This is a genomic window from Fodinicola feengrottensis, from assembly GCF_010993775.1.
Lineage (GTDB): Bacteria > Actinomycetota > Actinomycetes > Mycobacteriales > HKI-0501 > Fodinicola > Fodinicola feengrottensis.
Genome location: NZ_WOTO01000021.1, coordinates 1 through 23,786 on the forward strand (window position 1 = coordinate 1; position 23,786 = coordinate 23,786).

Genomic DNA, 23,786 nt, shown 5'->3' on the forward strand with positions numbered 1-23,786 from the left:
GACACCCAGGCAGTAGCTGAGGCGGTACCCAAAGCGACCTTCCACTCTTATTTCCACCGGAACACGGAACACCTGGTCCCAGCTCCGAAACAACGGTTTCATGGACCCTCGGCCGAGATCGTCACGGCAATACTACCTACTGTGGCAGGCGTCCACGAGGCGATCAAAACTCGGCGATGCCGGTCCTTGCGTCCCGGCTCGGCGTTCCTGGACAGCGACAACACCATCCTCGCATCCATGCAGAAACTGTTCCACTACACCGAAAAGGTCGACGGTGGCGGGCTCTTCAACGAGACCGTCGGGCTGTGGAGACACGACTCTGGGTCGTTCACGTTCTCTTCCCAAGCGAACGGCGAAGCCTTCGCCGGGCTCGCGAAGGTCCTCGCCGCGCTGCCGTCCACAGATCCACGCCGGGTCGAATATCTCCGTGTTTTCAGGAAAATGGCCGGCACCATCCGGCTGACCCAGCGCCCTGACGGATTCTGGAACACCGATCTGCTCAACCCGCTGGACTCCCCCGGCCCGGAGAGCGCCGGCACGTCACTGCTCACGTACGGCCTCGCCTGGGGGGTCTCGGCCGGCGTCCTGGACGCGCGCACGTACGAACCAGCCGCCACGAAGGCGTGGCAGGCACTTACGTCCAAGGCCCTGCTGCCCAGCGGATTCCTTGGCTACGTCCAGAATCCCGCCGCTCGACCGTTCAGCCCGCCCGCGAAAGCCACCGACACCGCCGCGTACGGCGTCGGCGGCTTCCTGCAGGCCGGCCGCTGGATCGCTGCCCTCACCCCGGCCTGCCAGGCTCCGTAGCCGCACCTCTCAGGTAGCCGAAAAGGTCGTCGACCAGCTGCCGCGGACTCGCGTTTCCCTTTCCGCCGGCGGCAAGGTGGCCGGCCGCCGCGAGGTCCGCCGCCCCATGGGCGAGCGATCGAATCAGCGAGGCCAACCGGACCGGATCGCCGGCCGGCAGCGCGCCGGCCCGTTGGGTCGCCGCGACCAGCCCGACCAGCGCGGCCTGGGTGGTTTCGGCGGCAGCCGCCAGCTCGTTGGATTCGATCGTCCACGGACCGAAAACCAGCCTGAAACGGGCCGGATACCGGCTCGCCCACTCGACGTATGCGTGCGTGGCTTCCCGCAGCACGGCCTCGGGCGGCCCCGATGCGCCGGCCAGCACCGCACTTCGCCGCGCCAGCTCCCGCGCGGCGACCGCCGCCAGCAACGCCTCCTTGCTGGCGAAATGTTTGTACGGGGCATTGTGCGAGACGCCGACCCGGCGGCCGACCTCGCGCAGGGTCACCGCGTCGACGCCACCCTGATCGAGCAGATGGGCGGCCGCCTCGATCAGGGCGTCACGCGTACCAGGAGCCATGCGAGCAGCGTAACGCCGGTTGACAGTGTCAACCTGGCGAGCTAGGTTGACGCTGTCAACCTACGAGAGGACCGATGATATGAAACGGGCGGTCATCACCGGAGCGACTTCCGGGATCGGTGCGGAGATCGCGAGACTACTACTGGCCGCCAACGGCATGACCGTTGACCTGGTCGGACGCAGCCAAGGCCGACTTGAGCAGGCACGGCAACGGATTCTCGGCACCCACCCGGCTGCCGACCTCCGGCTCGTACGCGCGGATCTGTCCCTGCTCTCCGAAGTACGAGCGCTGGCGGATCAGGCCGCCGACAATCCGCCGGACGTGGTGATCAGCTGCGCGGCAGTGATCGCGGAGATTCGGGACGTCACCTCCGAAGGTCTGCAGCGGACCCTGGTGACGAACCATCTCGCGCCCTATTTGTTGATGCGCTCGCTGGTCAAACCGATCGGCGACCGGGCGGCGCGGTTCATCGTGGTCGGAGCATCACCGACCGCGCTGGCCCGTACGCCGGTGAATCTCGACGATCTGGACTGCCACACCGGTCGCGGACTCGGACCGCTGCCCAGCGCCCGACCGTTCGCCGCGTACGGGCGGACGAAGAACATGAACGCGATGTTCGTCTACGCGCTCGCGGACCGGCTCGCCGACAGCCAGATCAAGGTGAACGGTGTCCATCCGGGCATCATCAGCGGAACCGGTCTGGCCCGAGACGCCCGCGGCTCCCTGAGAGTGTTCAGCAGCCTTGTCGCTCCCTTCATGCCGGGCGTGGACGCTGGTGCCGACAGCCCCGCGTGGTTGGCCACCTCTCCCGAGGTCGCTGGCGTGACCGGGAAGTTCTTCGTCAAACGCAAGCAAGTTCCCACCGCCCCACACACCACCGACAAGGCTCGCTGCGACCGACTGTGGGACGAGAGTGCCCGGCTGGTGGGCCTTTCGGTCAGCGCTGGGCGGTGATGAACTGGGGCGGCGTGAATCCCGCGGTGCCGGCGAAAAGTGGCGCCAGGTCGCGGTGATGGCGCCGACTCAGCTCGGCTGGATCGGCCGTACGAGCGAGCCACTCGTGATCCGCCAGCCAGCTGACCGGGTCGTTGCCGACACCGCCTTTCCACAGATCAGCGAACCAGTTCGTCATTTCCGGTCCACATCGCGCATCAGGTCCGGAACCTTGGCGAAATCGGCGTCGATGTATTCCACCGAAAGATGGCTGCCCGGCGCGGACAGTCCGGTGATGCCGGAGATCAGCCGGTCGTTGTCCGCCGGAGACAAGTACGGGATGAGGCCCTCGGCGAGCCACGCCGTCGGTACGGCCGGATCCAGCCCGGCGGCCTGCAGCGCGGTCGGCCAGTCCTCGCGCAGGTCCGTCGCCACCACGATCCGCTCGCCGCGCGGCTGAGCGCCCACCTCGTCGATGACCTGCTGCTTGAACCGCAGGACCGGTGGCATGTCGAGCTCGAAAACCCTTACGCCAGCGGGAAAGTCCAGCCGGTACGCCCGGGCGTCCAACCCGGCCGCCACCAGCACCACCTGTCGGCAGCCGGCGGCGGTCGCGGCCAGCAGGTAGTCGTCGAAGAACTTCGTTCGTACGCTCACATATTCGCCCATGAGCACCTGCATCTGTTGCCAGATATCCGGGAGAATCGGCCGCCGCGCCACTGGGAAAAGGCGCATGCGCCTCGCCGGCCGCGACGAAGGCGGCGGCCAGCGGATCATGGAACAGCGGGTCGGGCCGCGCGTCCTCGGCCGCGCGACCCACCGCCACTCCCAGCGCCGTCCAACTGACATCGGCCATCTCGACCCGCGCCGCCATCGCGCCCACCTCGCCCCACCGTCAGATAGTTTGCATACCTAACTATCGACGCTAGCGTCCGATTTGGGCGGGCACAATGTGATTATTCAGCTATTGCCCTTCAGTGGCAGTGCCCGTTGCTACTGGGCGGCACATCCAGGGTCGGGTTGCGGTCGAAGAAACCGATCGGCTTGAGAGTGAAGCCCGCGTAGTCGACCGGCATGATCGGCCAATCCTCCGGCCGCGGAAAGTGCGTCAGCCCGAAGGTGTGCCACAGCACCACATCCGCGCCATCCACCGGCCGGTCAGCCGAAGTCCATGCCGGCAGGCCGCCGCCACCGGGGTGCTGGTTCACGAAGTCACCGGCCGAATAACGCTCGGCCGGGTCGTACGCGGTCACCCAGAGATGCTTGGTCGCAAACGCCGCTCGCTGGTGAATCGACGACGACTCGTCAGCGAGCAGCGTCGGCAGGCCTTCCGGATAAAGCGCATAGCCGACCGGCCGGCCGAACCGGTTCCGCACCTCGGGATTCACGATCTGCCACGTACGCGCGCGGCTCTGGTCACCCATTCGCTGCGCGTCCGACTCCCGCTCCAGCCGCGTCCGGGCCTCCCGGAAAGCGTTCCCATACGGATTGTCCGGGCCGACCGGGACCCGTACGGCCTCGACCTCTTCGACCGCGTTCGTCAGGCCATCGACCATCATGTCCAGCCGGGCCGAGAAAAGATGCTGGTGGAACGGCGCGCCGAGACCGGGCGCGACCTCGGTGGCGTACGGGTGACCGGCCCCCGGAAAGGCCGACGTGAACGGCACACCGGTCGCCTTGGCTTCGCACTGAATCGTACCGTCGAGGGAGAAATACCAGTAGAAGCCGTAATCGTAGTTGCCGACCGTGGTGAAGAAGGAAATCACCAATCGGCGCTGCCGGCGGGTTTCCGAGGAACCGGTGAAAAGATCGGAATGCTTCCACAGCACCCCGAAATCCTCCTCGTGCATGCAGATCGCGTTGCGCAGCGTCTGCGGCTCACCGAAGTCGTCGGCGATCACCACGTCTTCGTAGTGAATCTCCCCCAAGCAGTCGCAACCTAGCTCGAGCGAGTTGGTGTAGCGACCAAACATGTACTCGCCAGCATCGAAGTAGTTCTGCCAGAACCGGACCGGCGACGGATCCGCGTACGGGACGACCATCTCGGCGATTGACGCGCGGTAGACGATCGGCCGGTCGTCGAAGGAGATCTGGTGCAGGGTCAGGCCTTCGCGCTCGTTGAAACCGATCCGCAGCCGCCAGTTCTGCCAGCTCACCTCGCCGCCGGAGACCGCGAAACTGGGGCCTTCGGGCTGGGTGATCTCGATCGGTTTCAAGGTCGTACGAAGCGGACCGACCTGCTCCGGGTCGTCGAAGTTGCCCGGCTCGGCCGGCACCGGGAAAACCTGGTGGTCGATGACTTTGGTGACGATCTTGCGGGTCATGTCCACGTACGCTGACAAACCGTCGACCGGATGCGCCCACGGGTGGTCTTTTTCGTGGAACTGCTGGAAACCGATCGTCCGCAGCAGCCGCCGGCCGGTCTCGTCCGGCTCGTCGTAGACGCCGGCGGACAACGGCACGGCTCGTACGCTCGCGGGGTCGATCCCGCGCTTGGCCAGCGCGTCCACCCACCGTTGGTCGCCCGCGACGACCTCCTCAACCAGCTCGAACTCACTGTCGATAATCGGCAGCTGACCGGTTTTGGCCGTGTCCAGCCGAATTGCACTGTCCACTGTGGACCGAGTGACCGAGATGAGCACGTCGTGCGAGTCACCGGTCGCGAGGTCCAGCAGCAGCACCCGGAACCGACGGTCCAGCTCGGTCCCTTCGCCGTACGCCAGCACCTCGGCCTTCGACGGCTCCTCCGGACCGCAGAACGCATATCGCACGCTCTCGCCGAGCAGTCCGGCCTCGGCCAGGACTTCCTTCACCCGGCGAATCTCGTCCTTCGTGACCCGGTCCAGTGGGTGGCTGGCGGCCACCAGCCCGTCGACGATCGTCACTTCTCAGCTCCTCTTCACGACGTTTGCGTCAGCCTACTTGGCCGCCCGGATCCGGCAGTGCCTTCACCGTACGCCGACGGGCTCGCCACAACCTGGCTGCCGGGAAGACGGAAAGCGGCATTCTCACAACCCGGGAATGACCCACCTCGGCATAGCGGACGGACGCTACCTTTCACCCGCAGATACGAAAGGACCGTCCATTGGTGGAGCTGCAGCTGCGCCACCGGTCGCCGGTGTCCGGGCTGGACCGGCGCCGGCTGGGGCCGCTCCAGGTGATCGCCCAGTCCGTCTCGGCGGTGGCACCGTCGGCCGCGCGATGGCGACCAGCCCGGCGATGGCCGCGGTGACCGCCGGCGCGACGGTGACCTGGTCGTACGTCATCGCCACTGGTCTCGCGCTGCTGATTGGGCGCTGCATCGCCTACTTCACCCGCCGGATGGCCGTGGCCGGCTCGCTCTACAGCCTCACCGCCAAGGGCCTCGGCCCGTCGGCGGCCTTCGCGTGCGGCTGCGCGATGCTCGTCGGCTACGGGGTGCTGGGGATGGGCATGCTGACTGGCTGCGCCATCTACCTGGGCGACTTGCTGGCCCGCCTCGGGGTGCCGCGCGGGCCCAGCACAGTGGCCGTCGCGGCTCTGGGCGTACTCGCCCTCGGTGCCCTCGCCACCGTCTGCACACTCCGGGCCGTACGACTGTCCGCGCAGGTCATCCTGGTCGTCGAGGCGGTGTCGATCGGGCTGATGCTGGTGATTTTCGCGGTGCTCCTGACCGGCATCGGGCCGCACCTGGACCTGCGGCCATTCGCGATCTCCTCGGCCAACCTCGGCGGCATCGTCGGTGCCGGCGTACTGCCCGCTCTCGGGGCCTTCGTGGGCTTCGAGGCGGCGGCGGCTCTGGGCGTCGAGGCCCGCCGGCCGTTCCAGACGATCCCGCGGGCCGTGCAATGGACCGCCGGGCTCGCCGGCGTGCTGTTCGTGGCCGCCACCTACACCCAGGTGGTCGGCCTCAGCCGGCTGCCCGGCGGCCTCGCCGGGCAGGGCCGGCCGGTCACCGCGCTTGCCACCGCACAGCACCTGCCCTGGCTGTCCCTGTTGCTCGACATCGGCATCGCGGCCTCGTTTTTCGCCTGTACGTTGGCAACCGGCACCGCGCTGACCCGGGTGCTGTTCTCGATGGGCCGGGACGGCATCGCCCCGCACCAGTTCGGCGCCACCCATCCACGGCACCGGACTCCGCGAGTGGCGATCATGGTGGCGATCCCGGTCACCGCCGCCGTACCGGCCGTGTTGTTGCTGGCTGGGATGCCCGCCGGCGTCCTGCTGGTGACCCTGATCAACATCGCGGTTTTCGGCTATCTGGTGGCATATCTGCTGGTCTGCGTGTCCGCGCCGGTGTTCCTGCGGCGGATCGGCGAACTGACCGTGGGCGCGGTGCTGACCGCCGCGGTGATCGCGCCGGTGCTGGTCGCCGTGTTGGTCGCCTTCACGATGGTCACCTGGAACGGCCCCTACCCGTACGCCTTCGGCCTCCTCGTCCTGGCCGCGCTGGGGTGGTTCGGCTGGTTGCGGCTGCGCCGGCCGGCCACCCTGTCCGGTATCGGGGTGTACGACGAGACGTTGGCGGCTGACGTGCTGGGTGGCACCGACAGATGACCTCAGGCATGGACCCCTCGCCGCTGCCCGGCCGGCAGCCGCGGGCCCTTCGCAACACGCTCGCGATCATCGAGGAGGTGGTCGCGGCCGGGCCTGGCGTCACCGCGAAGGAAATCTCCGCCGCCCTCAAGCTGCCGCCGGCCACCACGTACCGACTGCTGAACCTGCTGGTCGGCGAGGAATACCTGGTCCGGCTGCCGGACCTGCGCGGCTTCGCGCGCTCGGCCGCCGGGCCGCCCGGCTGGCCGCTCCCACCAACACCCGCCCACCTGCGGCCGTACGCGCCGTTGTCGGCCATCTGCGCGGCAACGTCCGGTGGGGCGTCCACCTCGCCTCGTTCACCGCCGGCCGTCTCGTACTCATGGACCCGGACCGCGACCACCCACCGAGCGACGAGGTAGTCCTCGCCCGCTACCTTTACGCGTCCGCGCTGGGCAAACTGCTGCTCGCCGACCAACCCGACTGGCGGGCGATGGTCCGGGACCTTCGCCGCTTCACCGAACACACCATCGTCGGTCGTACCGAACTGGACACCGAACTCCGCGAGGTCGCCGCCTCCGGCGTCGCCCGCCAATGCGGCGAGCTGCGTACCGACCGCGGCTGCCTGGCCGTCCCCATCCGCGACCAGGACACCGGCGCCCTGGTCGCTGGCCTCGCCGTCAGCGGGCCCACCCGATCGGATCGCCGAACCCAACACCGACATGATCGCCCTCCTGCGCAAACATGCCGACCGTCTCGCACCGCTGCTCGCCTAGTGTCCTGATCTCGCCAGCAGCACGTCCGCGAGCGCGGTCCAGAGCTGTGGTCACGGACAGATCACCTTTCTTCGTGGAACACCGCGGTTCGGAGGTCGAGACTCCGGTGAACACAGACCGCGCCGGCTGATAGACATCTTCTATCGGACTACGACTGCCTGTGGAGGCGTTTGGTGAGCATTCTCGGTACGCGGGTTCTCCGCACCGAAGATCCGCTGTTTCTGACAAAAGGGGCCACCTACACCGAGGACCTCGTCGACGAGCGCCTCGCCGGCGCCGCGTATGTGACGTTCGTACGATCGCCCATCGCGCATGGGCGGATCACCGCGATCGACACGTCGGAGGCGGAGGCCGCGCCGGGAGTCGTACGAGTTTTCACCGCGAAGGACGTCGAGCTCCCACCGATCCCGCCAGCGCTGCCGATGTTCACCAAGGGGATGGATCGGCCGCTGCTGGCCGCCGACACCGTACGGTTCGTTGGCGACCTGGTGGCCGCGATCGTCACGGAGGAGCGTTACCAGGGCGAGGATGCCGCCGAGCTGGTCGACATCGACTTCGATCCGCTGCCGGCGGTGGTCGATCCGCGCAAGGCGCTGAACGACGAGGTCCTGCTGTTCCCAGCGGCCGGTACGAACCTGATCTTCACCGTCCCTGGCGACCTCGATGACAGCGTTTTCGAGGGCTGCGAGGTGGTGATCAGCCGCGAGATCGTCAACCAGCGGCTCGCGCCGGCGCCCATGGAGGTGCGGGCGGCGGCCGCGGTTTGGGGGCAGGACGGCCGGCTGACCGCGTGGATTCCCAACCAGGCGGCCCAGATGACCAAGGCCGGGCTGGTCGCCATCCTGGGCATCGACCCGGATCTGGTCCGCGTCATCACGCCGGACACCGGCGGCGGGTTCGGCGCCAAGATCGGCGCCGATCCGGAGGCCGCCGCGGTCGCGTGGATGGCTGGCAGGCTCAAACGGCCGTTGCGGTGGGTCGAAACCCGCTCGGAGAACCTCGTCGGCATGACGCACGGCCGCGACCAGGTGCAGACCATCACGCTCGGCGGCCGTCGCGATGGCACGCTGCAGGCGTACCGGCTGGATGTGATCCAGGACTGCGGCGCCTACCCGCTTTTCGGTGCGATGCTGCCGGCATTCACCTACTCGATGGCCACCGGCGTCTACGACATTCCGACGTTGCAGTACAGATCTCGCAGTGTGGCCACCAACAAAACCTCTGTCGCGGCCTACCGCGGCGCGGGTCGGCCAGAGGCGACAGCCGCGATCGAACGGGCGATGGATCTTTTCGCCGCGGAGATCGGGATGGACCCGATCGAGGTGCGCAAGAAGAACGTGCTGCCACCAGAAGCCTTTCCGTACAAGACAAAAGGCGGAGCGCTCTACGACAGTGGCGAGTACGCGGCGGCCGCTATCGACCTCGCGGTGGACGCGGCGGATTACGCCGGTTTGCGGGCTGAGCAGGCGCAAAAGCGCGCCAACGGGGACGTCGTCCAGATGGGCATCGGCGTCTGCGCGTACGTGGAAGTCACCGGCGCCGGCGGCGAAGGGGGCTCGCCGAGCGAAAACGCGACCGTCGAGGTGCATCCCGATGGCAGCGTCACCGTCCTCACCGGCACGTCACCGCACGGTCAGGGGCATCAGACGGCATGGTCGATGTTGGTCAGTGACCAGCTCGGCATCCCGATGGACCGGATCACCGTCAAATACGGCGACACCGACCTGGTTCCGGTAGGCGGCGGCACGATGGGGTCGCGCAGCCTGCAGCAGGGCGGCGCCGCCGTGCACCAGGCCACCAAAGAGTTGGTGGAGCTGGCAAAGACGCGTGCGGCCGACCTGCTCGAGGCCAATGTGGACGATCTGGTGGTGGATACCGGGCGGGCCGCGATCGCGGTCGCCGGCGTACCAACCGCCACGATCAGCTTCGCTGAGCTGGCCGCACAGGAAAAGCTTTCCGTCTACACGGTTTTCACCACCGACGGTGCGACTTTTCCTTTCGGCGCCCATATCGCGGTCGTCGATGTGGACACGGAGTCTGGCAAGGCGGAGCTGCGCCGGATCGTCACGGTGGACGACGCCGGTACGATCCTCAACCCGCTGCTCTTCGACGGGCAGCGGCACGGCGGCATCGCGCAGGGCGTCGCCCAGGCGCTGTTCGAGGAGGTTCTCTATGACGAGGACGGAAATCCGCTGACCTCGACCTTCGCCAGCTATCCGTTCGTGTCGGCCACCGAGCTGCCGAGCTTCGAGCTGGTCACCATGCAGACGCCGACACCGTACAATCCGCTCGGCGCCAAGGGAATCGGCGAGGCGGGCACGATCGGTGCCACCCCGGCCGTGCAAAACGCCGTGATCGACGCCGTTTCCCATTTGGGCGTCAGACATATCGAGATGCCGACCACCCCGGAGCGGGTCTGGTCCGCGATCCAGCAAGCCGCCGGAGGAACCGCGTGAAGGTCGAGATCGCCGTCAACGGCGTGAAACGTACGGATGAGGTCGAGCCTCGCCTGCTGCTGGCGCATTATCTGCGCGAGGTCGCAGGATTGAAGGGCACCAACATCGGTTTGCGACACCTCGTCGTGCGGCGCTTGTACGGTCCACGTCGACGGGGAGTCGGTGAAGTCCTGCACGGTTCTGGCCGTTCAGGCGGACGGCCGGCAAGTGACCACTGTGGAGGGTCTGGCGAGCGAAGACGGCACGATGCATCCGATGCAGCGGGCCTTCCAGCAGGAGCACGCGCTGCAGTGCGGGTTTTGTACGCCAGGCATGGTGATGGCGTCGATTGGGCTGCTGGCGGAGAATCCGGATCCGACTGAGCAGGAGATCCGGGAGGGCCTGGAAGGCAACCTCTGCCGCTGCACCGGCTATCACAACATCGTCCGGGCCGTCCGCCTTGCCGCCGAAGGGATCGCGCGTGATCCCCGCCGCTTTTGACTACGCACGGCCAGAAACGGTCGAGGAGGCCATCGGCCTTCTCGGTCAGCATGGCGACGAGGCGAAACTGCTGGCCGGTGGGCATTCCTTGCTGCCGCTGATGAAACTGCGGTTCGCCAACCCCAGCGTGCTGATCGACATCGGCCGGCTGACGGATCTGTCGTACGTACGAGTGGAAGGTGACGAGCTCGCGATCGGTGCCTTGACGCGCTATTGCGACCTGGTTTCCGCTGACGTGGTCACGAAAGAAGCCCCGCTGCTCGGGTACGCGTCATCGCTGGTCGGCGATCCGCAGGTGCGCCACCGCGGCACGATTGGCGGCACCCTCGTACACGCCGATCCCGCCTCGGACCTCCCAGCCGTCGTGCTGGCCACCGGCGGTTCGCTGATCGCGCAGGGTCCGGCTGGTCGGCGGATCATTGGTGTCGACGACTTTTTTTTCGCGGCTTCTTCGAAACCGCGCTGGAACCGGATGAGATCCTGGTGGAGGTTCGGCTGCCGCGTACGGGTGCGTGCCCGTGGGCGTATCAGAAATTCGTCCGGCGGGCCAACGACTGGGCGATCGTGGGAGCAGCCACAGTGGACGGTCGGGTCGGGCTGGTCAACATGGGCCAGACCCCGCTGCGCGCGACCGCGGTCGAAGAGGCACTCACGTCTGGCGCGAGTGTCTCGGAAGCGGCCGCACTGGCTGCCGACGGCACCGCGCCGGCCGCGGACATGCACGCGTCCGAGGAATTCCGCCGGCACCTCGCGAGAGTTCTCACTCGCCGAGCCCTGACCGCAGCCGAGGCCCGCTGACGTTACCCCCCGACCGGGCCCCAGCGGGTTTTCTGGGCGGCCACGTACGCCCCGAAGTCGCCAACCATGTCCAGCTCACCACCGCTGACCAGCCACTGGATCTGCAGGCCGTCCAGGGCGGCGATGGTGAGGTGGACGAACCGCTCGACCGGCACCTCGGAGCGGAATTCGCCGGCGTCCAGGCCATGTTCGACGGCCGCGGTCAGCCACGCGTAGACGCCCGCGTAGTGCTGCTGAACCCAGTCGTGCGCGGGATGCGCCGGATCGATCGCCTCCGCACTCAGCGTGACGAAAAGCCGCACCTGGTTGGGCCGCTGACTGTTCCGCCGCACCAGCGCGATCAGCGCATCGAAGGCGGCCCAACCCAGCGGCGGTTGGCTGTCCACCTCCAGCAGCCGGCCGTCGATCTCATCCCGATGGTCCAGCGCGGCCACCAAAAGTGCCACCTTGGAGGGAAAATGGTGCAGCAGACCGGACTGGCTCAGCCCCGCCAGCTCAGCGACCTGCGCGATCGACGTGCCGCGATAGCCGGCGGCGGCGAACAAGTCGAGCGCCACCTCCAGCACCCGGGCGCGAGCCTGGTCACCGGCCGCGCTGGCGCGGTCGGTGACTGTCCGTCGATAGCGCCGCGGAAAGGACATCCGGTCAGCCTAGGGCGTCCGCGCGCAGCCCGTACGTCCCCGAGCCCACGCGCGACCAGCAGCTCACCACCGCTGAGCGGCCGCCAGTCACCCCCTCCCAGACCCGCAGCACCCGGCTGTCCATTCGTACGGTCACCGTCCGCCGCTCCCCCGGCGGCACGTCGTCCGCGATCGCCCAGCCGGCCAGCCGCACCGACTCACCTTCTGGGCGGACGTACACCTGGACGACCTCGCGACCCGGCCGGGTCCCGGTGTTTTCCAGCTCTACCAGCACATTTTCGTTTTCGACGCGGACGCTGTGGTACGCCCACGTCGTCCAGCCCAGCCCGTGCCCGAACCAGAACCGCGGCTCCTTCTCGCCGCCGTCCCAGCCGCGATAGCCGACCCGCACACTTTCCTCGTACACCAGCGATCCATCGGTCGGGACCGGTGACCACGCCGGCCCATCTCCATCGGCAGCTGGGAAAGTCGTGACCAACCGGCCAGCGGCCTCCCGCAGCCCCAACAGCACGTCGGCGACCGCGTTGCCGCCCTCCTGACCCGGCAGGCCCACCCAGACCACCGCGTGCACGTCGTCCAGCCACGGCATCAGGACCGGCGTCGCCGCGTTCACCACCACAACCGTACGATCGGCGACCGCGGCCACCGCGCGGACCAGCTCGTCCTGGTCGCCCGGCAGCGCCAACGTGTGTTTGTCCACCGACTCGGTCTCCTGCTCGGTGGTCAGGCCGACAACCACCACGGCCGTACCCGCTCCCGACGCGGCCTCGACAGCGGCCGCGATGACCTCGACGGACGGCCGTGGCGCCGGCCGGGCGACCACGCCGAGCAGGCCCAGTGCACCCTGCGAGGTGTCCAGCCGGGCGGTCAGCCGGCTGCCCTGGCCGGCGGTGACGATGGTGGTCCACACCGGCGGGCTCAGGATGGCCGCGCCGAGGTCACCCGCGCTCAACACCAGCTCGACCTGGTGCTCGACGCCGTCGATCTCGACCGTCCAACGGCCGGCGCCTCGTACGCCCACCTCTACCTCGGTCGGCGCGGCCAGGTCCAACTCGGCGGCCAGTTCGACCCCGGCGGCGCCTTCGTGCGCGCTGGTCGTCATACCCAGCGCGATCATCGCGAGGTCGCTGGCGGTCGACGCGAGCTCCTCGCCGTCGGCCCGCCGGCTGGTGATCCGGATGCCCGGCATGCCGGTCTCCGGATCCCGTACGAACCGCGGATCGGCCACGTCCGGCGACTGGCGCACCTCGACTCCGTCGACCACCCGGACCCGGTCCGCACCCAGCGCCGCGACCAACCCCTCGGCGATGCTCACCACGTGCGGCGGACGGACCTGCGCGGACCCACCGCCCTGCGCGACCGTACCAAGAGCGTGCCGCCCGACCAGCACCAATGGCCTCGCCGCGGTCGGCGCGGCAGGATCCAGCGGCAGCGTCGAGCCCTCGTTGGTCAGCACCGTCATGCCACCCGCGGCGAGGGCACGCAGTTGCTCCCGCCGGACCGGGTCGGTTGGACCCGGCAAGCCCCGACCGGCACCGGATCCGTCCACCACGCACCCACCCGGCTGGCCAACCGCAGCAGCCGGCGGGCGTGCTCCCTTACCACCTCCTCGGTCACCTCACCGGCGCGTACGGCCGCGAGCAACTGGTCACCCCACGGCCCCTGCGGACCCGGCATCACCAGGTCCTGCCCACCATTCGCGGACGGCACGGTGGTCTTGGTGGCGAACCAGTCGGACATCACCAGCCCGTCCCAGCCCCACTGTCCTTTGAGGACACCGTTGATCAACTCGTCGTGCTCGGTCGCGGCGACGCCGTTGATGTCGTTGTACGCCGCCATCACCGTCCACGGATGCGCGTCCTGGATCGCGATTTCGAAGGGCAGCAAGTAAAGTTCGTTCAGCGCCCGCGCATCGACCACCGAGTTGACGGTGTGCCGCTCGGTTTCCGATTCGTTGGCCACGAAATGCTTCACGCACGCGCCGACCCCGAGGGCCTGCAGGCCTCGTACGTACCCCGCGGCATCCGGCCGGTCGGTCAGCAGTGGATCCTCCGAGTACGCCTCGAAAAGCCGGCCGCCCAGTGGGGTCCGGTGCAGGTTCACGGTTGGTCCGAGCACCACATGCACGCCCTGCGCGAGCGCTTCCTCGGCAAGCAGCCGGCCGACGCCGTCGGCCACTTTTTCGTCCCACGACGAGGCAAGCAGGGTCGCGTTCGGCAGCAGCGACACCCGCCGACCGCCAGTGAACTCGGAGCCGCGAACGCCGGTTGGGCCGTCCGAGAACACCATCGGCGCGAGGCCGATGGACTCTTCGCCGTACAGCTCGAACATCGCCGACCCGGTCAGCAGCCGGACGACCTGCTCGACGCTGAGGCTGGCCAGCGCCTTCTCCAGCTCTGGTGGGTCGGTGGGTGTAAAAGTCACCTGTACTCCTTCGGACTTTTGTCAGCGGACGCTGCGAATGGGCACGATGGCGAGGCCGCCCAGAGCACACCGGATGCCGGCGCCCCACATCAGCCGAGGTAGTTGCCGGTGGCCGCCGAGCCGATCCCCAGCAGGACGCCCCCAGGGCCGCGGCGAGCGACTGCGGAAAGTGCGTTGGCGATGTTGAGCACTCCTAGTGTCCTGCGTCTGAGGTTCGTTGCTCTATTCGGTGATCCAGACGGTGATCTGAGTGCGCCGGAGGATCGTCCTCATACTGGTGTGTATGTGGGCGATTCTCCGGTGCTCTCAGTCGCCGTCTGAGCGCCGGAGAAAGTAGCGAACCTCGGGCGCAGGACACTAGATCCTTGGCCGCATCGTGCTTGCTCGGCAACACGTCGATCACCAGCGCGGTGTCGACGGCGACGTAGATCCCGAACCCGAGGCCCATGATGGCCTCCACAACGTAGAACCAGCCAAGCGAGTGGATGTGCGCGAGGACGACCAGTCCGACCGCGAAAACCAGCGTCGAGCCGATCACGAAAGGCTTTCGCCGGCCAGTACGGTCGGACAGCCAGCCGCCGAATTTCGCCGTCCAGCACCAACGCGATCGTGTAGATCAGCACTCCGGTGGCGAGCGCCTTCACCGCATCCTCGGCGGTGAGGCCAATCTGGTTCTCCAGATAGAAAACTCGGTACGAGATGAACATAAAGGCCGCCAGCGTCAACAGAAACCGGGAAATCCAGGCGTACCCGAAATCTGGATACCGGATCGGATTGACCCAGAACGTCTTCGCGAACGCCAGCCAGCCACTGATCACCGGCCACTCGGAGATCACCTTGTCCGGCAACACAAACGCGTAGAGGACGACGGTCGCGAGCGCGAACCCGGCCGGCAGCACGAAAAGCAGGACCATGTTGTGGACGAACAGGCTCGCCGTGTACGCGGCCACCAGGATGCCGATGTTCTGCATCACGCCCACGTTCGCGGACACTCCACCGCGCCGGTGCTCGGGCACCTGATCGGCGATGGTGGCCAGCAGTGGCGCCAAAATCGCGTTGCCGGCAAGCTGGGCCAGGCACCAGCCGGCCAGCAGCGCCGGCACGGTGGGCGCGATCGCCACCATCGCCAACGCGATCACGAAGACCAGGCCACCGCCCACCATCCAGGGCCGCCGCCGGCCCCACCGCGAGGTCGTCAGGTCACTCAGCCGGCCGAACACCGGGTTCGCGATCATCGCCACGAAGGCCGCCACCGCCAGCACGTTCCCGTTCACCGTGGCCGCCGCCGGTCCGCTCACCAGAGTTTGGGTTTTCACCGCCAGGCTGACGGTGACCGGCGCCAGCAACGCGACGAACAGGCCGAACTGCGCGAACGCCATCGTCCAGACGACCGGTCTCGACACGTTCTCGACGACATCCGGCGGAACAGTCTGTGTGTTGGGGTTGGCCATGGACCCACTCCTCACGTCACCCGACCGAGTGGTTGGTCGGCTAAACGGTACGTGAGGGCGTACGTCTCGTGAAGCCCCTCACCGAAAGTCGTCCAGTATGTCCGTGACCAGCGCGGATTGCGGCAATGTCCGTACGCGGGTTTGCTCGTGTTTGAGTAGTCCTACTTGACTAGCGATGGATACTCGTGTTTGAGTAGTCACATGCTGGGAACCAGGTTGTTCATCCTCGGAGCGCTCGCCCAGGGCGGGCCGATGCACGGGCACAAGATCCGCGGCGCGGCTCAGCAGGATCGGGTCGAGCTGTGGTCCGACATCAAGCCGGGCTCGCTTTACGGCGCCCTGCGGCGAATGGCGGACGAGGGGCTCGTCGAGGTCGTACGCACCGAACAGGACGGAAATCTGCCGGCCCGCACGGTTTACGCGATCACCGACAACGGCCGCGCCGACCTCACCTCGCAGATCCACGCCGTACTCGCCGACGCGCAGCTACGGCCCGACCCAATGCACCTGGTCCTGCAGCATGCCGACGAGTTGGACCCAGCCGAGTTCCGTACGGCCATCCTGGCCCGCCGGGACGCGTACGCCACGCATCTCGACTTCATGCGCCACCTGCTCACCGAGGCCGAGCCCTATCTGACCGGCCTGGAACCGCTCGCGTTCGAGCACATCTTCCTGCGGCTGGAGGCCGAGCTCCAGTGGCACGACCGGCTGCTGGCCGCCGTCCCCCTTTCCGAAAAGAGTTGATTATGTCAACGAAATCCCCGCACGTTCTGGTCATCGGCGGTGGCATCGGCGGTCTTTGCCTTGCCCAGGGCCTGAAAAAAAAAGGCCGGCGTCAGCGTCGCCGTCTACGAGCGCGACTTCACCCCCGACGCCCGCCAACAGGGCTACCGCATCAATGTCAACAGTGCCGGCGCGACAGCTCTGCGCGACTGCCTATCCGGCCCACTCTGGGACGTACTCATCGCCACCGCGGGCGACGCCGGACGCGGGATCGCTTTCATGGATGAGAAAATGCACGAGCTGGTGACTCTTCGCGCGGACGGCCCCGGCCCGGACTCGACCGACCCCACTCATGGCGAGCACGCCGTCAGCCGCATTACGTTACGTAAGATCCTGCTCGCCGGCCTGGGCGATCTTGTCCACTTCGACAAGGAATTCGTCCGCTACGAGTCCCATATGGACGGCACGGTCACCGCGATTTTCGCTGACGGCACCACCGCCACCGGCGATATCCTGATCGGCGCCGACGGCAGCCGTTCGCGCGTACGCGCCCAACTCCTGCCCGCCGCCACCGTGACCGACATTCCGGCGGTGGGTTGCGCCGGCAAACTGATGCTGACTGAGCAAACTCTGCGTTGGCTGCCTTCCAGCCTGACGACCAGGAAAAAAACGTCTTCTGGCCTCGCCAGGACTTCCTTTTCACCGCCGTCTTCCGTCGCCGCGAAGACCCCGCCGAGATAGCCGAGCGCATCGGCGACCAACTCGCCACCCTCGGCCTGGACGCGAAGGAATTGATCGAGGACTCCCGCGACAACGACTACGTGATGTGGGCGATGATCGGCCACCGCGACACTTTTTTCCGCCCGATTTCAGCGACGCCACCGGAGAAACCATCCGGGCCACCATCAAAGGCCGCATTGCCACCTGGCATCCCCACCTGCGCCGGCTCATCGCCGAATCAGCGCACGACCAGCTCCGTGCCGTCGGTTTCACCGCCGCCACCCCCGTCCCGGCGTGGCGGACCAGCAACGTGACCGTGCTCGGCGACGCCATCCACCACATGCCGCCAGTGGGCGGGCTCGGCGGAAACACCGCTCTCCGCGATGCCCGGCTGCTGTGCCAGCCCCCTCACCCGCGTCGATGCCGGAACCTCCGCGCTCCTTCCCGCCATCGAGAATTATGAAGCGGCGCTGCGAAAATACGGCTTCGAAACCGTCGGCGAAGCCGTTCGCAACACCCGGCAGGCCATCAGCCGCAACCCCGTCGGCCGCAGCCTCACCCGTACGTTCTTCCGCGTCTGCGGTGCCGTACCAGCCATCCGCCGTGCCACCCTGGAAGACTCCGACGTATACGACCCCCAACCCGTCGAACCCGCACGGTAGTTTCTCCGGTCACTCTTGTCGGGTGTCCGGAGGCTCGAGCTACGACTTCCAGTGAGTGGAAGGCGGCTTTCGGGACTGGCTGGGACCGAGCAAGGTGAACGGAAGCTGTGATGCCGGCGGAGGGGGCAGTCGGGTGAAGCGTGACACCTCGGCGCCGGCGCGAAGTGTGGCTGAGCGGGTGCTGAGCATCCTGGAGGTGTTCAACCCGGAACGACCGACGCTGCGGTTGAGTGACATCAGCCGGCACACCGGGATGCCTCTGACGACCACCCATCGGCTCGTCCGCGAACTGGTGTCGTGGGGTGCACTGGAGCGTGATCAGCGCGGTGGCTACTGGATCGGTCTGCGGCTCTGGGAAGTGGGCGCATTGGCACCGCGCAGCCTCGGTCTACGCGAAGCCGCACTGCCCTTCATGGAGGATCTGTACGAGGCTACGCACGAAAATGTGCAGCTCGCGGTCCGAGACGGTCGGGACGGCGTGTACGTCGAACGCATCACCGGCTGGGACGCGGTCACCGTACGCACCAAGGTCGGCGCGCGCTGGGCCGCTGCACGCCACCGGCGTGGGGCTGGTGCTTCTCGCGTACGCACCGCACGACGTTCAGGAGCAGGTGCTGGCCGAGCCGCTCGTACGGTTCACTGACAAGACGATCACCAGTGCGCAGCAGCTGCGCCGGGTGTTGACCGAGGTCCGCCGCACCGGCGTCGCGGTCAGCGACGGACAGATCACCCTCGACGCGCTGTCGGTGGCGGCCCCGATCCGCGATCCGCAGGGCGAGGTCGCCGCGTCGATTTCGCTGGTAGTGCGCACCAACGGCACCGATCCGCTGTCGCTGGCCGCGGCCGTACGCGCCGCCGCCCGCGGGGTTTCCCGAGTCTTGCGCGGATCGCCGGCCCGGCCGGAGCCCACCACCATCGACGACACCGCCTGAGGAAGCACCCATGACCGTACGCACCCGGCCACCCTTTCGCGCCGACCACGTGGGAAGCCTGCTCCGCCCGCAAAAACTCCTGGAAGCGCGGGAAAGTTTCGCGGCCGGCCGGCTCGACTCGGCACAGTTGCGGGCAGTCGAGGACGACTGCATCCGCGAAGTCGTACGGATGCAGGAAAACGTGGGCCTGCGGTCAGCCACCGACGGCGAGTTCCGCCGCGGGTCGTGGCACATGGACTTCATCTACCAGCTTGGCGGGGTCACCAAGGTCACCGAGAACATCCAGGTCCAGTTCCGTAACAGCGAAGGCACGATCGAGTTCACCCCCTCCGGCATCCACGTGGACGCGCCGATCTCGCTGCGAAAGACCATCTTCGGAGAAGATTTCCGGTTCCTGCGGTCGATCGTCACTACCACCGCCAAACAAACCATTCCGTCGCCCAGCATGGTCCACTACCGCGGCGGCCGGGCGTCCATCGACGAGCGGGTCTATCCGGATCTGGACGAGTTCTGGGATGACCTTTCGGCCGCGTACGCGGCGGAAATCCGTGGCCTCGCCGACCTCGGTGCCACGTATGTGCAGCTCGACGACACCAGCCTCGCCTATCTCAATGATCCAGCGCAGCGTGCGCAGATCACCCGGATGGGTGCCGACGGCGAACACCAACACCTGCGCAACATCAGGCAAATCAACGAAGCCCTCAAAGACAAACCCGAGGGCCTCACCGTCACCACTCACCTGTGTCGGGGCAACTTCCGATCGTCGTGGGTGGCCGAGGGTGGGTACGACTTCGTTGCCGAGCCGTTGTTCGGCGAGCTCGCCGTCGATGGGTTCTTCCTGGAGTTCGACGACGCGCGGTCGGGCGGCTTCGAGCCGCTTCGGTTCGTGCCTAAGGGAAAGATGGTCGTCCTGGGTTTGGTGACGACCAAACGTCCGGAGCTGGAAAGCAAGGATGACCTCAAGCGGCGCATCGACGAAGCGGCCAAGTACGTGGACCTCGACCAGTTGGCAATCTCTGGGCAATGCGGCTTCTCGTCCACGGTGGAAGGAAATGCGCTCACTTACGACGAGCAGGTCGCCAAGCTCGCACTGATCGTGGAAACCGCCGCCGAAGTCTGGGGCTAGTACTACAGTACTAGCGAGTGGCCGCCACTGCGGCGGCCGGCCCTTGCGCCTGCAAGATGTCAAGGAACTCAGTCGTACGAGCCAAAAACTCGGCGTCCGCGGCCAGCTCGGCACCGAAGAACTCCAGGAAAGCCGCCGCCACCTGCGCCGAGGTGCTGGCAACGGGCAATCCGCGCAGCCGATCCAGAGCCGGGTCGGTGATGAATTCAGCACCTGCCACCAGATGCCCGTCCAGTGGTGCGACACAACGCAAAAACGCGGCGACGGTCAGTGCCAGGAAATCCGGCATCCGGCCAGCGAGACGGTTTTCCCGTACGGACTCGGCGATCCGCTGCGGCAGCTTCAACGAACCGTCGGAGGCGACCTCGCTGGTACGGTGGCCGAGCGCGGCATTCCCGAACCTGCCAAACAACTCCTCCACATAGGACGGCAGGTCAATCCCTTGTGGCGCGGTGAAAGTCGGCAGATAGTCCTCGGTCATCACCCGTCGGGCGGCCTCCTCGATGAAGGGCACCCGGATCGCCTCGGCGATGAACGCCTGACCAGCCAGCAGTCCCAAATATGCGATAAGGCTGTGTGTTCCGTTCAACAGCCGCAGTTTCATCACCTCGTACGGCCCGACGTCGTCGGTGAAGATCGCGCCGCCGGCTTCCCACCGTGGCCGGCCGGCGGCGAAATTGTCTTCCAGCACCCACATTCTGAATGGTTCGGCTGGCACCGGGATCGCGTCCACCACCCGCAGCTTCTCACTCACCAACGCCCGCACGGCCTCGGTGGTGGCCGGCACCATCCGGTCCGCCATCGTGCTCGGGAACCGTACGTGCGCGTCCACCCAGTCCAGCAGCGCCGGCACCCGCATCGCCTCCACGAACTCGCGCACCAACCGCCGCGTACGGCTGCCGTTGGACACCAGATTGTCGCAGCTCACCACCGTGATGCCGGACCCGCCGGCCAGCATCCGGCGGTGCAGGCCGCGGGCGATCAGGCCAATCGGGGTCCGCGGAGTGCTCGGATTTTCCAGGTCGTGCCGCACTTGCGCGGAGTCCACCGCGAGACCGAGGGTCTGCGGTGAGTACGAGTAGCCGCTCTCGGTCACCGTCAGGGTGATCACCCGGGTGGCCGGCGCGGCGATCGCGGCGACCAGCGCGGCCGGGTCCTCGGCGGCGATCAGCAGTCCAGTGTGGACGGACGGGATCGATACCCGCACGCCCAGCGGCGAAAGCTCGGCCACCGAGTAGAGCAGGTCCTGCGCGGCCAACGCCGACACAACCGTACGCGACGAGTTGGCCGCGGCCAGGATTCCCCACGGCCCTGGCTCTTCATGCATCGCGGCTGACGTGTAAACAGCCTGGTGGGCGCGGTGAAAATTGCCCAGGCCAAGGTGCACGATCCCGGTTTGCGCCGGACGCGCCAACAGGCCGCGCCACCCGGCGACAGCGCGCCGAGACAGCCCTGGCAGGGCCGGGATCCTCACACCCCCAGCCTAGTACTACATGTTCCGAGACCGCTTCACAGCCAGTCGCGGCGTTTGAACACCACGTAAAGCGTGCAACAGACGACCAACATCAACATCACCGCGAACGGATATCCGGCGACCCAGTGCAATTCCGGCATCACGTCGAAATTCATCCCGTACACCGTGCCGATCAAGGTCGGCGCGAACAGGATCGCGGCCCAGGAAGAAATCTTCTTCACCTGGTCGTTCTGCGCGAAGCTGATCTCGGCCAGATGTTTCATCTCCTCGTTCTGTGCCTGGCTGACCAGGGTGGCGTTGATCGTCAGAATGTCGCTGAGCATCTGCCGGAAACCGTCCACCCGCTCCGCAACAGTCGTCGCGTGGTCGGCGACATCTCGCAGGTAGCGGCGCAGCTCCTCGTCCGTGCCGTATTTGTCGAAACCCCGCGGACAGGCCCTCGAGCATCTGCAGGAGCGGCCGGGTGGCCCGCTGGAACTCGATAACCTCACCGGACAGGTCGTAGATGCGCCGGGACACTTTGGGGTCGCCGCTGAAAACCTCGGTCTCGATCTCGTCGATGTCGTTCTGCAGTCCGGCCACGACCGGCGCGTAGCCGTCGACGACGGTGTCCATGATCGCGTAGAGAACCGCTTCGGGACCCAGTCGCAGCAGGTCAGGGTCGTGTTCCATGCGCCGTCTCACGGCCGCGAGATTCGGCGCCTCGCTGTGCCGTACGGTCAGCACGAAGTCCGGGCCGATGAAGACGTGCAGTTCGCCGAACTCCACCTTCTCGGTCTCATCCTGGTAGCGAGCCGCCCGCAGCACCACGAAAAGCGTGTCGCCGTAACGCTCCAGCTTCGGCCGCTGGTGCGCGGTGATCGCGTCCTCCACCGCCAACTCGTGCAGCCCGAACTCCTCGGCGGCGGACATCACCTGTGCCTCGGCCGGCCGGTAGAGACCGATCCACGCCATGCTGCCCGGCTTGTCGGACAACACCTGATACGTGTCCGCGAGGGTCGGCGGCGAATTGGTCCGCTGGCCGTCGAGATAGACAGCGCTGTCGATCACGCTCTTCTCGACCGGCGGACAGCGCCGCTCGTCGGCTGGCTCCAGCTGATGCTCGGGCGTGAGCGAATGCGCACCGTTGGCCGCGTACGCGACCGGCTGGGTTTTCTTGGGCAACAACACGCGCAGGCGATTAGTCATCATCGAAATGCCTTCTTCGCGGTGACGAGGGACGGCGACTATGCCGACCGCATCAGCGGCAGCTTTCGTGGGCAGGGGAAAAGCCCACGGGTGTGCGAGGAGATGTGTCGGGCAGTTTCAGCGACAACTAGGAGGTTGACTCGGCATGACGAGCCCCACCTCCTCATCCTCGAAAGGCACTGGTCACGCCGGTTCTGGCCCGGCGGCCCCGGCAAGCATACTGCTACCGAGTGAAGCCGTACGCGCGATATCGGTCACCGTCCGATTTCGGTCCGGACGGACAGGATCTCCGGGAAGAAGGTCAGGTCCAGCGCGGCCCGCAGGAACGCCACTCCGCTGGAGCCGCCGGTGCCCGGTTTGAAGCCAATCACTCGTTCGACGGTCTTCATGTGCCGAAAGCGCCAGAGCTGGAAACTCTCTTCGACGTCGATGAGTTCCTCACACGTCTCGTACTCGGGCCAGAACTCCTGCCGATTCTCGTAGATCCGCTTGAGCACCGGCACCAGCCGGGGTTGCGGTTGGTACGCCTGCGAAACGTCCCGTTCCAAAATGTCTGGTGGCACATTGTGTCCGTGCCGGCCCAAATAGCGCAGAAACTCATCGTAAAGGCTCGGGGTGTGCAGGGCGGCGCGTACCAACTCCTGGGCTGGCGGGTCGTACTCGAAAACGTCCACCATGTCGGCATTTTTGTTACCCAGCAGGAATTCCACCAGCCGATACTGCACCGACTGAAATCCCGACGAACGCCCCAGGAATCGACGGAATTCGGCATACTCGATCGGGGTCAGGGTGGCCAACACAGCCCATTGCTCGAAGAGCTGACGCTGGATGTGCTTGATCCGGGCCAACAACTTCAGCGTCTGCGCCAGGTCGTCGGCGGCCAGATGTGTGAGCGCGGCCCGCAACTCGTGAATGAGCAGTTTCATCCACAGTTCGGAGGTTTGGTGCTGGATAATGAAAAGCATCTCGTCGTGATGTTCCGGCACGCTGACCGGATGCTGCGCCCCGAGCAGCGTGTCCAGGTCCAGATACCTGCCATAGGTCATCGACTCGGCCAGATCGCGGTGCACGCCACCTTCGATCTGCCGCTGGTTCGACTCCACTGCCATGCCGGCCCCCT

At 66.9% G+C, this 23,786-nt stretch carries 24 protein-coding genes and 4 pseudogenes; 16 read left to right on the top strand and 12 right to left on the bottom strand.

The features are described 5' to 3' along the window. Positions 1-807: glycoside hydrolase family 88 protein (locus GNX96_RS20000; RefSeq protein ID WP_279580888.1), on the top strand; the 807-nt coding region annotated here is incomplete at its 5' end. Here the strand turns inward: GNX96_RS20000 and GNX96_RS20005 are convergent. After that, the gene (locus GNX96_RS20005; RefSeq protein WP_163569264.1) at positions 782-1,366 is read right to left on the bottom strand and encodes a TetR/AcrR family transcriptional regulator; all 585 of its coding nucleotides are present in this window, start codon (positions 1,364-1,366) and stop codon (positions 782-784) included. The genes GNX96_RS20000 and GNX96_RS20005 overlap by 26 nt on opposite strands. Positions 1,367-1,445: 79 nt before the next feature. Here GNX96_RS20005 and GNX96_RS20010 point away from each other — a divergent pair, with 79 nt between their 5' ends. Beyond that, on the top strand, positions 1,446-2,321 hold the full coding sequence (locus GNX96_RS20010) for an SDR family NAD(P)-dependent oxidoreductase (RefSeq protein ID WP_163569265.1): 876 nt from the start codon (positions 1,446-1,448) through the stop codon (positions 2,319-2,321). Here the strand turns inward: GNX96_RS20010 and GNX96_RS20015 are convergent. From GNX96_RS20015 to GNX96_RS20025, 3 genes are all read right to left on the bottom strand, one after another. Continuing rightward, positions 2,305-2,499 carry a hypothetical protein gene (locus GNX96_RS20015; RefSeq protein ID WP_163569266.1) on the bottom strand — a complete coding sequence of 65 codons (195 nt, stop codon included), beginning with the start codon at positions 2,497-2,499 and terminating at the stop codon, positions 2,305-2,307. The genes GNX96_RS20010 and GNX96_RS20015 overlap by 17 nt on opposite strands. Continuing rightward, positions 2,496-2,981, bottom strand: coding sequence for an SAM-dependent methyltransferase (locus GNX96_RS20020; protein WP_279580889.1), 486 nt, complete (start codon positions 2,979-2,981; stop codon positions 2,496-2,498). The genes GNX96_RS20015 and GNX96_RS20020 overlap by 4 nt, the downstream gene beginning before the upstream one ends. A 293-nt stretch (positions 2,982-3,274) precedes the next feature. After that, positions 3,275-5,185 (bottom strand): primary-amine oxidase, encoded by a 1,911-nt coding sequence (locus GNX96_RS20025; RefSeq protein ID WP_163569268.1) that lies wholly within the window; start codon positions 5,183-5,185, stop codon positions 3,275-3,277. 200 nt (positions 5,186-5,385) lie between these two features. Here GNX96_RS20025 and GNX96_RS53370 point away from each other — a divergent pair, with 200 nt between their 5' ends. The 8 genes and pseudogenes from GNX96_RS53370 to GNX96_RS53390 all read left to right on the top strand — a co-directional run bounded on the left by GNX96_RS53370 (position 5,386) and on the right by GNX96_RS53390 (position 11,325). Continuing rightward, complete coding sequence (locus GNX96_RS53370; RefSeq protein WP_279580890.1) at positions 5,386-5,532, top strand: hypothetical protein; 147 nt, start codon at positions 5,386-5,388, stop codon at positions 5,530-5,532. Continuing rightward, positions 5,502-6,836 (top strand): APC family permease, encoded by a 1,335-nt coding sequence (locus GNX96_RS20030; RefSeq protein WP_279580891.1) that lies wholly within the window; start codon positions 5,502-5,504, stop codon positions 6,834-6,836. Before GNX96_RS53370 ends, GNX96_RS20030 begins: the two co-directional genes overlap by 31 nt. Then, on the top strand, positions 6,833-7,237 hold the full coding sequence (locus tag GNX96_RS53375; protein WP_279580892.1) for a helix-turn-helix domain-containing protein: 405 nt from the start codon (positions 6,833-6,835) through the stop codon (positions 7,235-7,237). Before GNX96_RS20030 ends, GNX96_RS53375 begins: the two co-directional genes overlap by 4 nt. Continuing rightward, a complete protein-coding gene (locus GNX96_RS53380) occupies positions 7,198-7,599 on the top strand; it encodes an IclR family transcriptional regulator domain-containing protein (protein ID WP_279580893.1) in 402 nt (133 codons plus the stop codon). Before GNX96_RS53375 ends, GNX96_RS53380 begins: the two co-directional genes overlap by 40 nt. Before the next feature lie 165 nt (positions 7,600-7,764). Further along, complete coding sequence (locus GNX96_RS20040) at positions 7,765-10,047, top strand: xanthine dehydrogenase family protein molybdopterin-binding subunit (RefSeq protein WP_163569269.1); 2,283 nt, start codon at positions 7,765-7,767, stop codon at positions 10,045-10,047. Then, positions 10,044-10,527, top strand: a pseudogene (locus GNX96_RS20045) ((2Fe-2S)-binding protein). Before GNX96_RS20040 ends, GNX96_RS20045 begins: the two are co-directional and overlap by 4 nt. After that, positions 10,508-10,912, top strand: a pseudogene (locus GNX96_RS53385) (FAD binding domain-containing protein); the annotation flags it as partial. The pseudogenes GNX96_RS20045 and GNX96_RS53385, both read left to right, overlap by 20 nt. 194 nt (positions 10,913-11,106) lie before the next feature. Beyond that, positions 11,107-11,325, top strand: coding sequence for an FAD binding domain-containing protein (locus GNX96_RS53390; RefSeq protein WP_279580894.1), 219 nt, complete (start codon positions 11,107-11,109; stop codon positions 11,323-11,325). Positions 11,326-11,327: 2 nt separating this feature from the next. Here the strand turns inward: GNX96_RS53390 and GNX96_RS20055 are convergent, their stop codons facing one another. The 5 genes and pseudogenes from GNX96_RS20055 to GNX96_RS20065 all read right to left on the bottom strand — a co-directional run. Beyond that, entirely contained in the window at positions 11,328-11,966 is a 639-nt protein-coding gene (locus GNX96_RS20055; protein ID WP_163569270.1) for a TetR/AcrR family transcriptional regulator, read from the bottom strand. A gap of 4 nt (positions 11,967-11,970) precedes the next feature. Beyond that, positions 11,971-13,488, bottom strand: a complete 1,518-nt coding sequence (locus GNX96_RS53395; protein ID WP_279580895.1) for a glycoside hydrolase family 3 C-terminal domain-containing protein — start codon at positions 13,486-13,488, stop codon at positions 11,971-11,973. Beyond that, positions 13,425-14,390 carry a glycoside hydrolase family 3 protein gene (locus GNX96_RS53400; RefSeq protein ID WP_279580896.1) on the bottom strand — a complete coding sequence of 322 codons (966 nt, stop codon included), beginning with the start codon at positions 14,388-14,390 and terminating at the stop codon, positions 13,425-13,427. The genes GNX96_RS53395 and GNX96_RS53400 overlap by 64 nt, the downstream gene beginning before the upstream one ends. A gap of 193 nt (positions 14,391-14,583) precedes the next feature. Then, entirely contained in the window at positions 14,584-14,928 is a 345-nt protein-coding gene (locus GNX96_RS64165) for a hypothetical protein (protein ID WP_390624079.1), read from the bottom strand. A 79-nt stretch (positions 14,929-15,007) separates the two neighbouring features. Beyond that, positions 15,008-15,841 (bottom strand): annotated as a pseudogene (locus GNX96_RS20065) (MFS transporter); the annotation flags it as partial. Between the two features lie 201 nt (positions 15,842-16,042). Between GNX96_RS20065 and GNX96_RS20070 the strand changes: the two are divergent. The 6 genes from GNX96_RS20070 (at position 16,043) to GNX96_RS20090 (ending at position 20,004) form a co-directional block, all read left to right on the top strand. Continuing rightward, on the top strand, positions 16,043-16,585 hold the full coding sequence (locus tag GNX96_RS20070) for a PadR family transcriptional regulator (protein ID WP_163569272.1): 543 nt from the start codon (positions 16,043-16,045) through the stop codon (positions 16,583-16,585). Between the two features lie 270 nt (positions 16,586-16,855). Then, entirely contained in the window at positions 16,856-17,305 is a 450-nt protein-coding gene (locus tag GNX96_RS20075) for an FAD-dependent oxidoreductase (protein WP_163569273.1), read from the top strand. A gap of 85 nt (positions 17,306-17,390) precedes the next feature. Continuing rightward, entirely contained in the window at positions 17,391-17,747 is a 357-nt protein-coding gene (locus GNX96_RS20080) for an FAD-dependent oxidoreductase (RefSeq protein ID WP_163569274.1), read from the top strand. Between the two features lie 332 nt (positions 17,748-18,079). Beyond that, positions 18,080-18,589 (top strand): IclR family transcriptional regulator, encoded by a 510-nt coding sequence (locus tag GNX96_RS53405; protein ID WP_279580897.1) that lies wholly within the window; start codon positions 18,080-18,082, stop codon positions 18,587-18,589. Next, positions 18,519-18,878 (top strand): IclR family transcriptional regulator domain-containing protein, encoded by a 360-nt coding sequence (locus GNX96_RS53410; protein ID WP_279580898.1) that lies wholly within the window; start codon positions 18,519-18,521, stop codon positions 18,876-18,878. The genes GNX96_RS53405 and GNX96_RS53410 overlap by 71 nt, the downstream gene beginning before the upstream one ends. A 10-nt stretch (positions 18,879-18,888) precedes the next feature. Then, the gene (locus GNX96_RS20090; RefSeq protein ID WP_163569275.1) at positions 18,889-20,004 is read left to right on the top strand and encodes a 5-methyltetrahydropteroyltriglutamate--homocysteine S-methyltransferase; all 1,116 of its coding nucleotides are present in this window, start codon (positions 18,889-18,891) and stop codon (positions 20,002-20,004) included. Positions 20,005-20,014: 10 nt separating this feature from the next. On the opposite strand, the gene GNX96_RS20095 is transcribed toward GNX96_RS20090, so the two are convergent. The 3 genes and pseudogenes from GNX96_RS20095 to GNX96_RS20105 form a co-directional block, all read right to left on the bottom strand. Next, positions 20,015-21,478: a mannitol dehydrogenase family protein gene (locus tag GNX96_RS20095; protein WP_279580899.1), complete on the bottom strand. Its 1,464-nt coding sequence runs from the start codon at positions 21,476-21,478 to the stop codon at positions 20,015-20,017. A gap of 35 nt (positions 21,479-21,513) precedes the next feature. After that, positions 21,514-22,669: pseudogene (locus GNX96_RS20100) on the bottom strand (magnesium and cobalt transport protein CorA). Between the two features lie 251 nt (positions 22,670-22,920). Next, a complete protein-coding gene (locus GNX96_RS20105) occupies positions 22,921-23,775 on the bottom strand; it encodes a tryptophan 2,3-dioxygenase (protein WP_279580900.1) in 855 nt (284 codons plus the stop codon). Positions 23,776-23,786 lie beyond the last annotated feature (11 nt).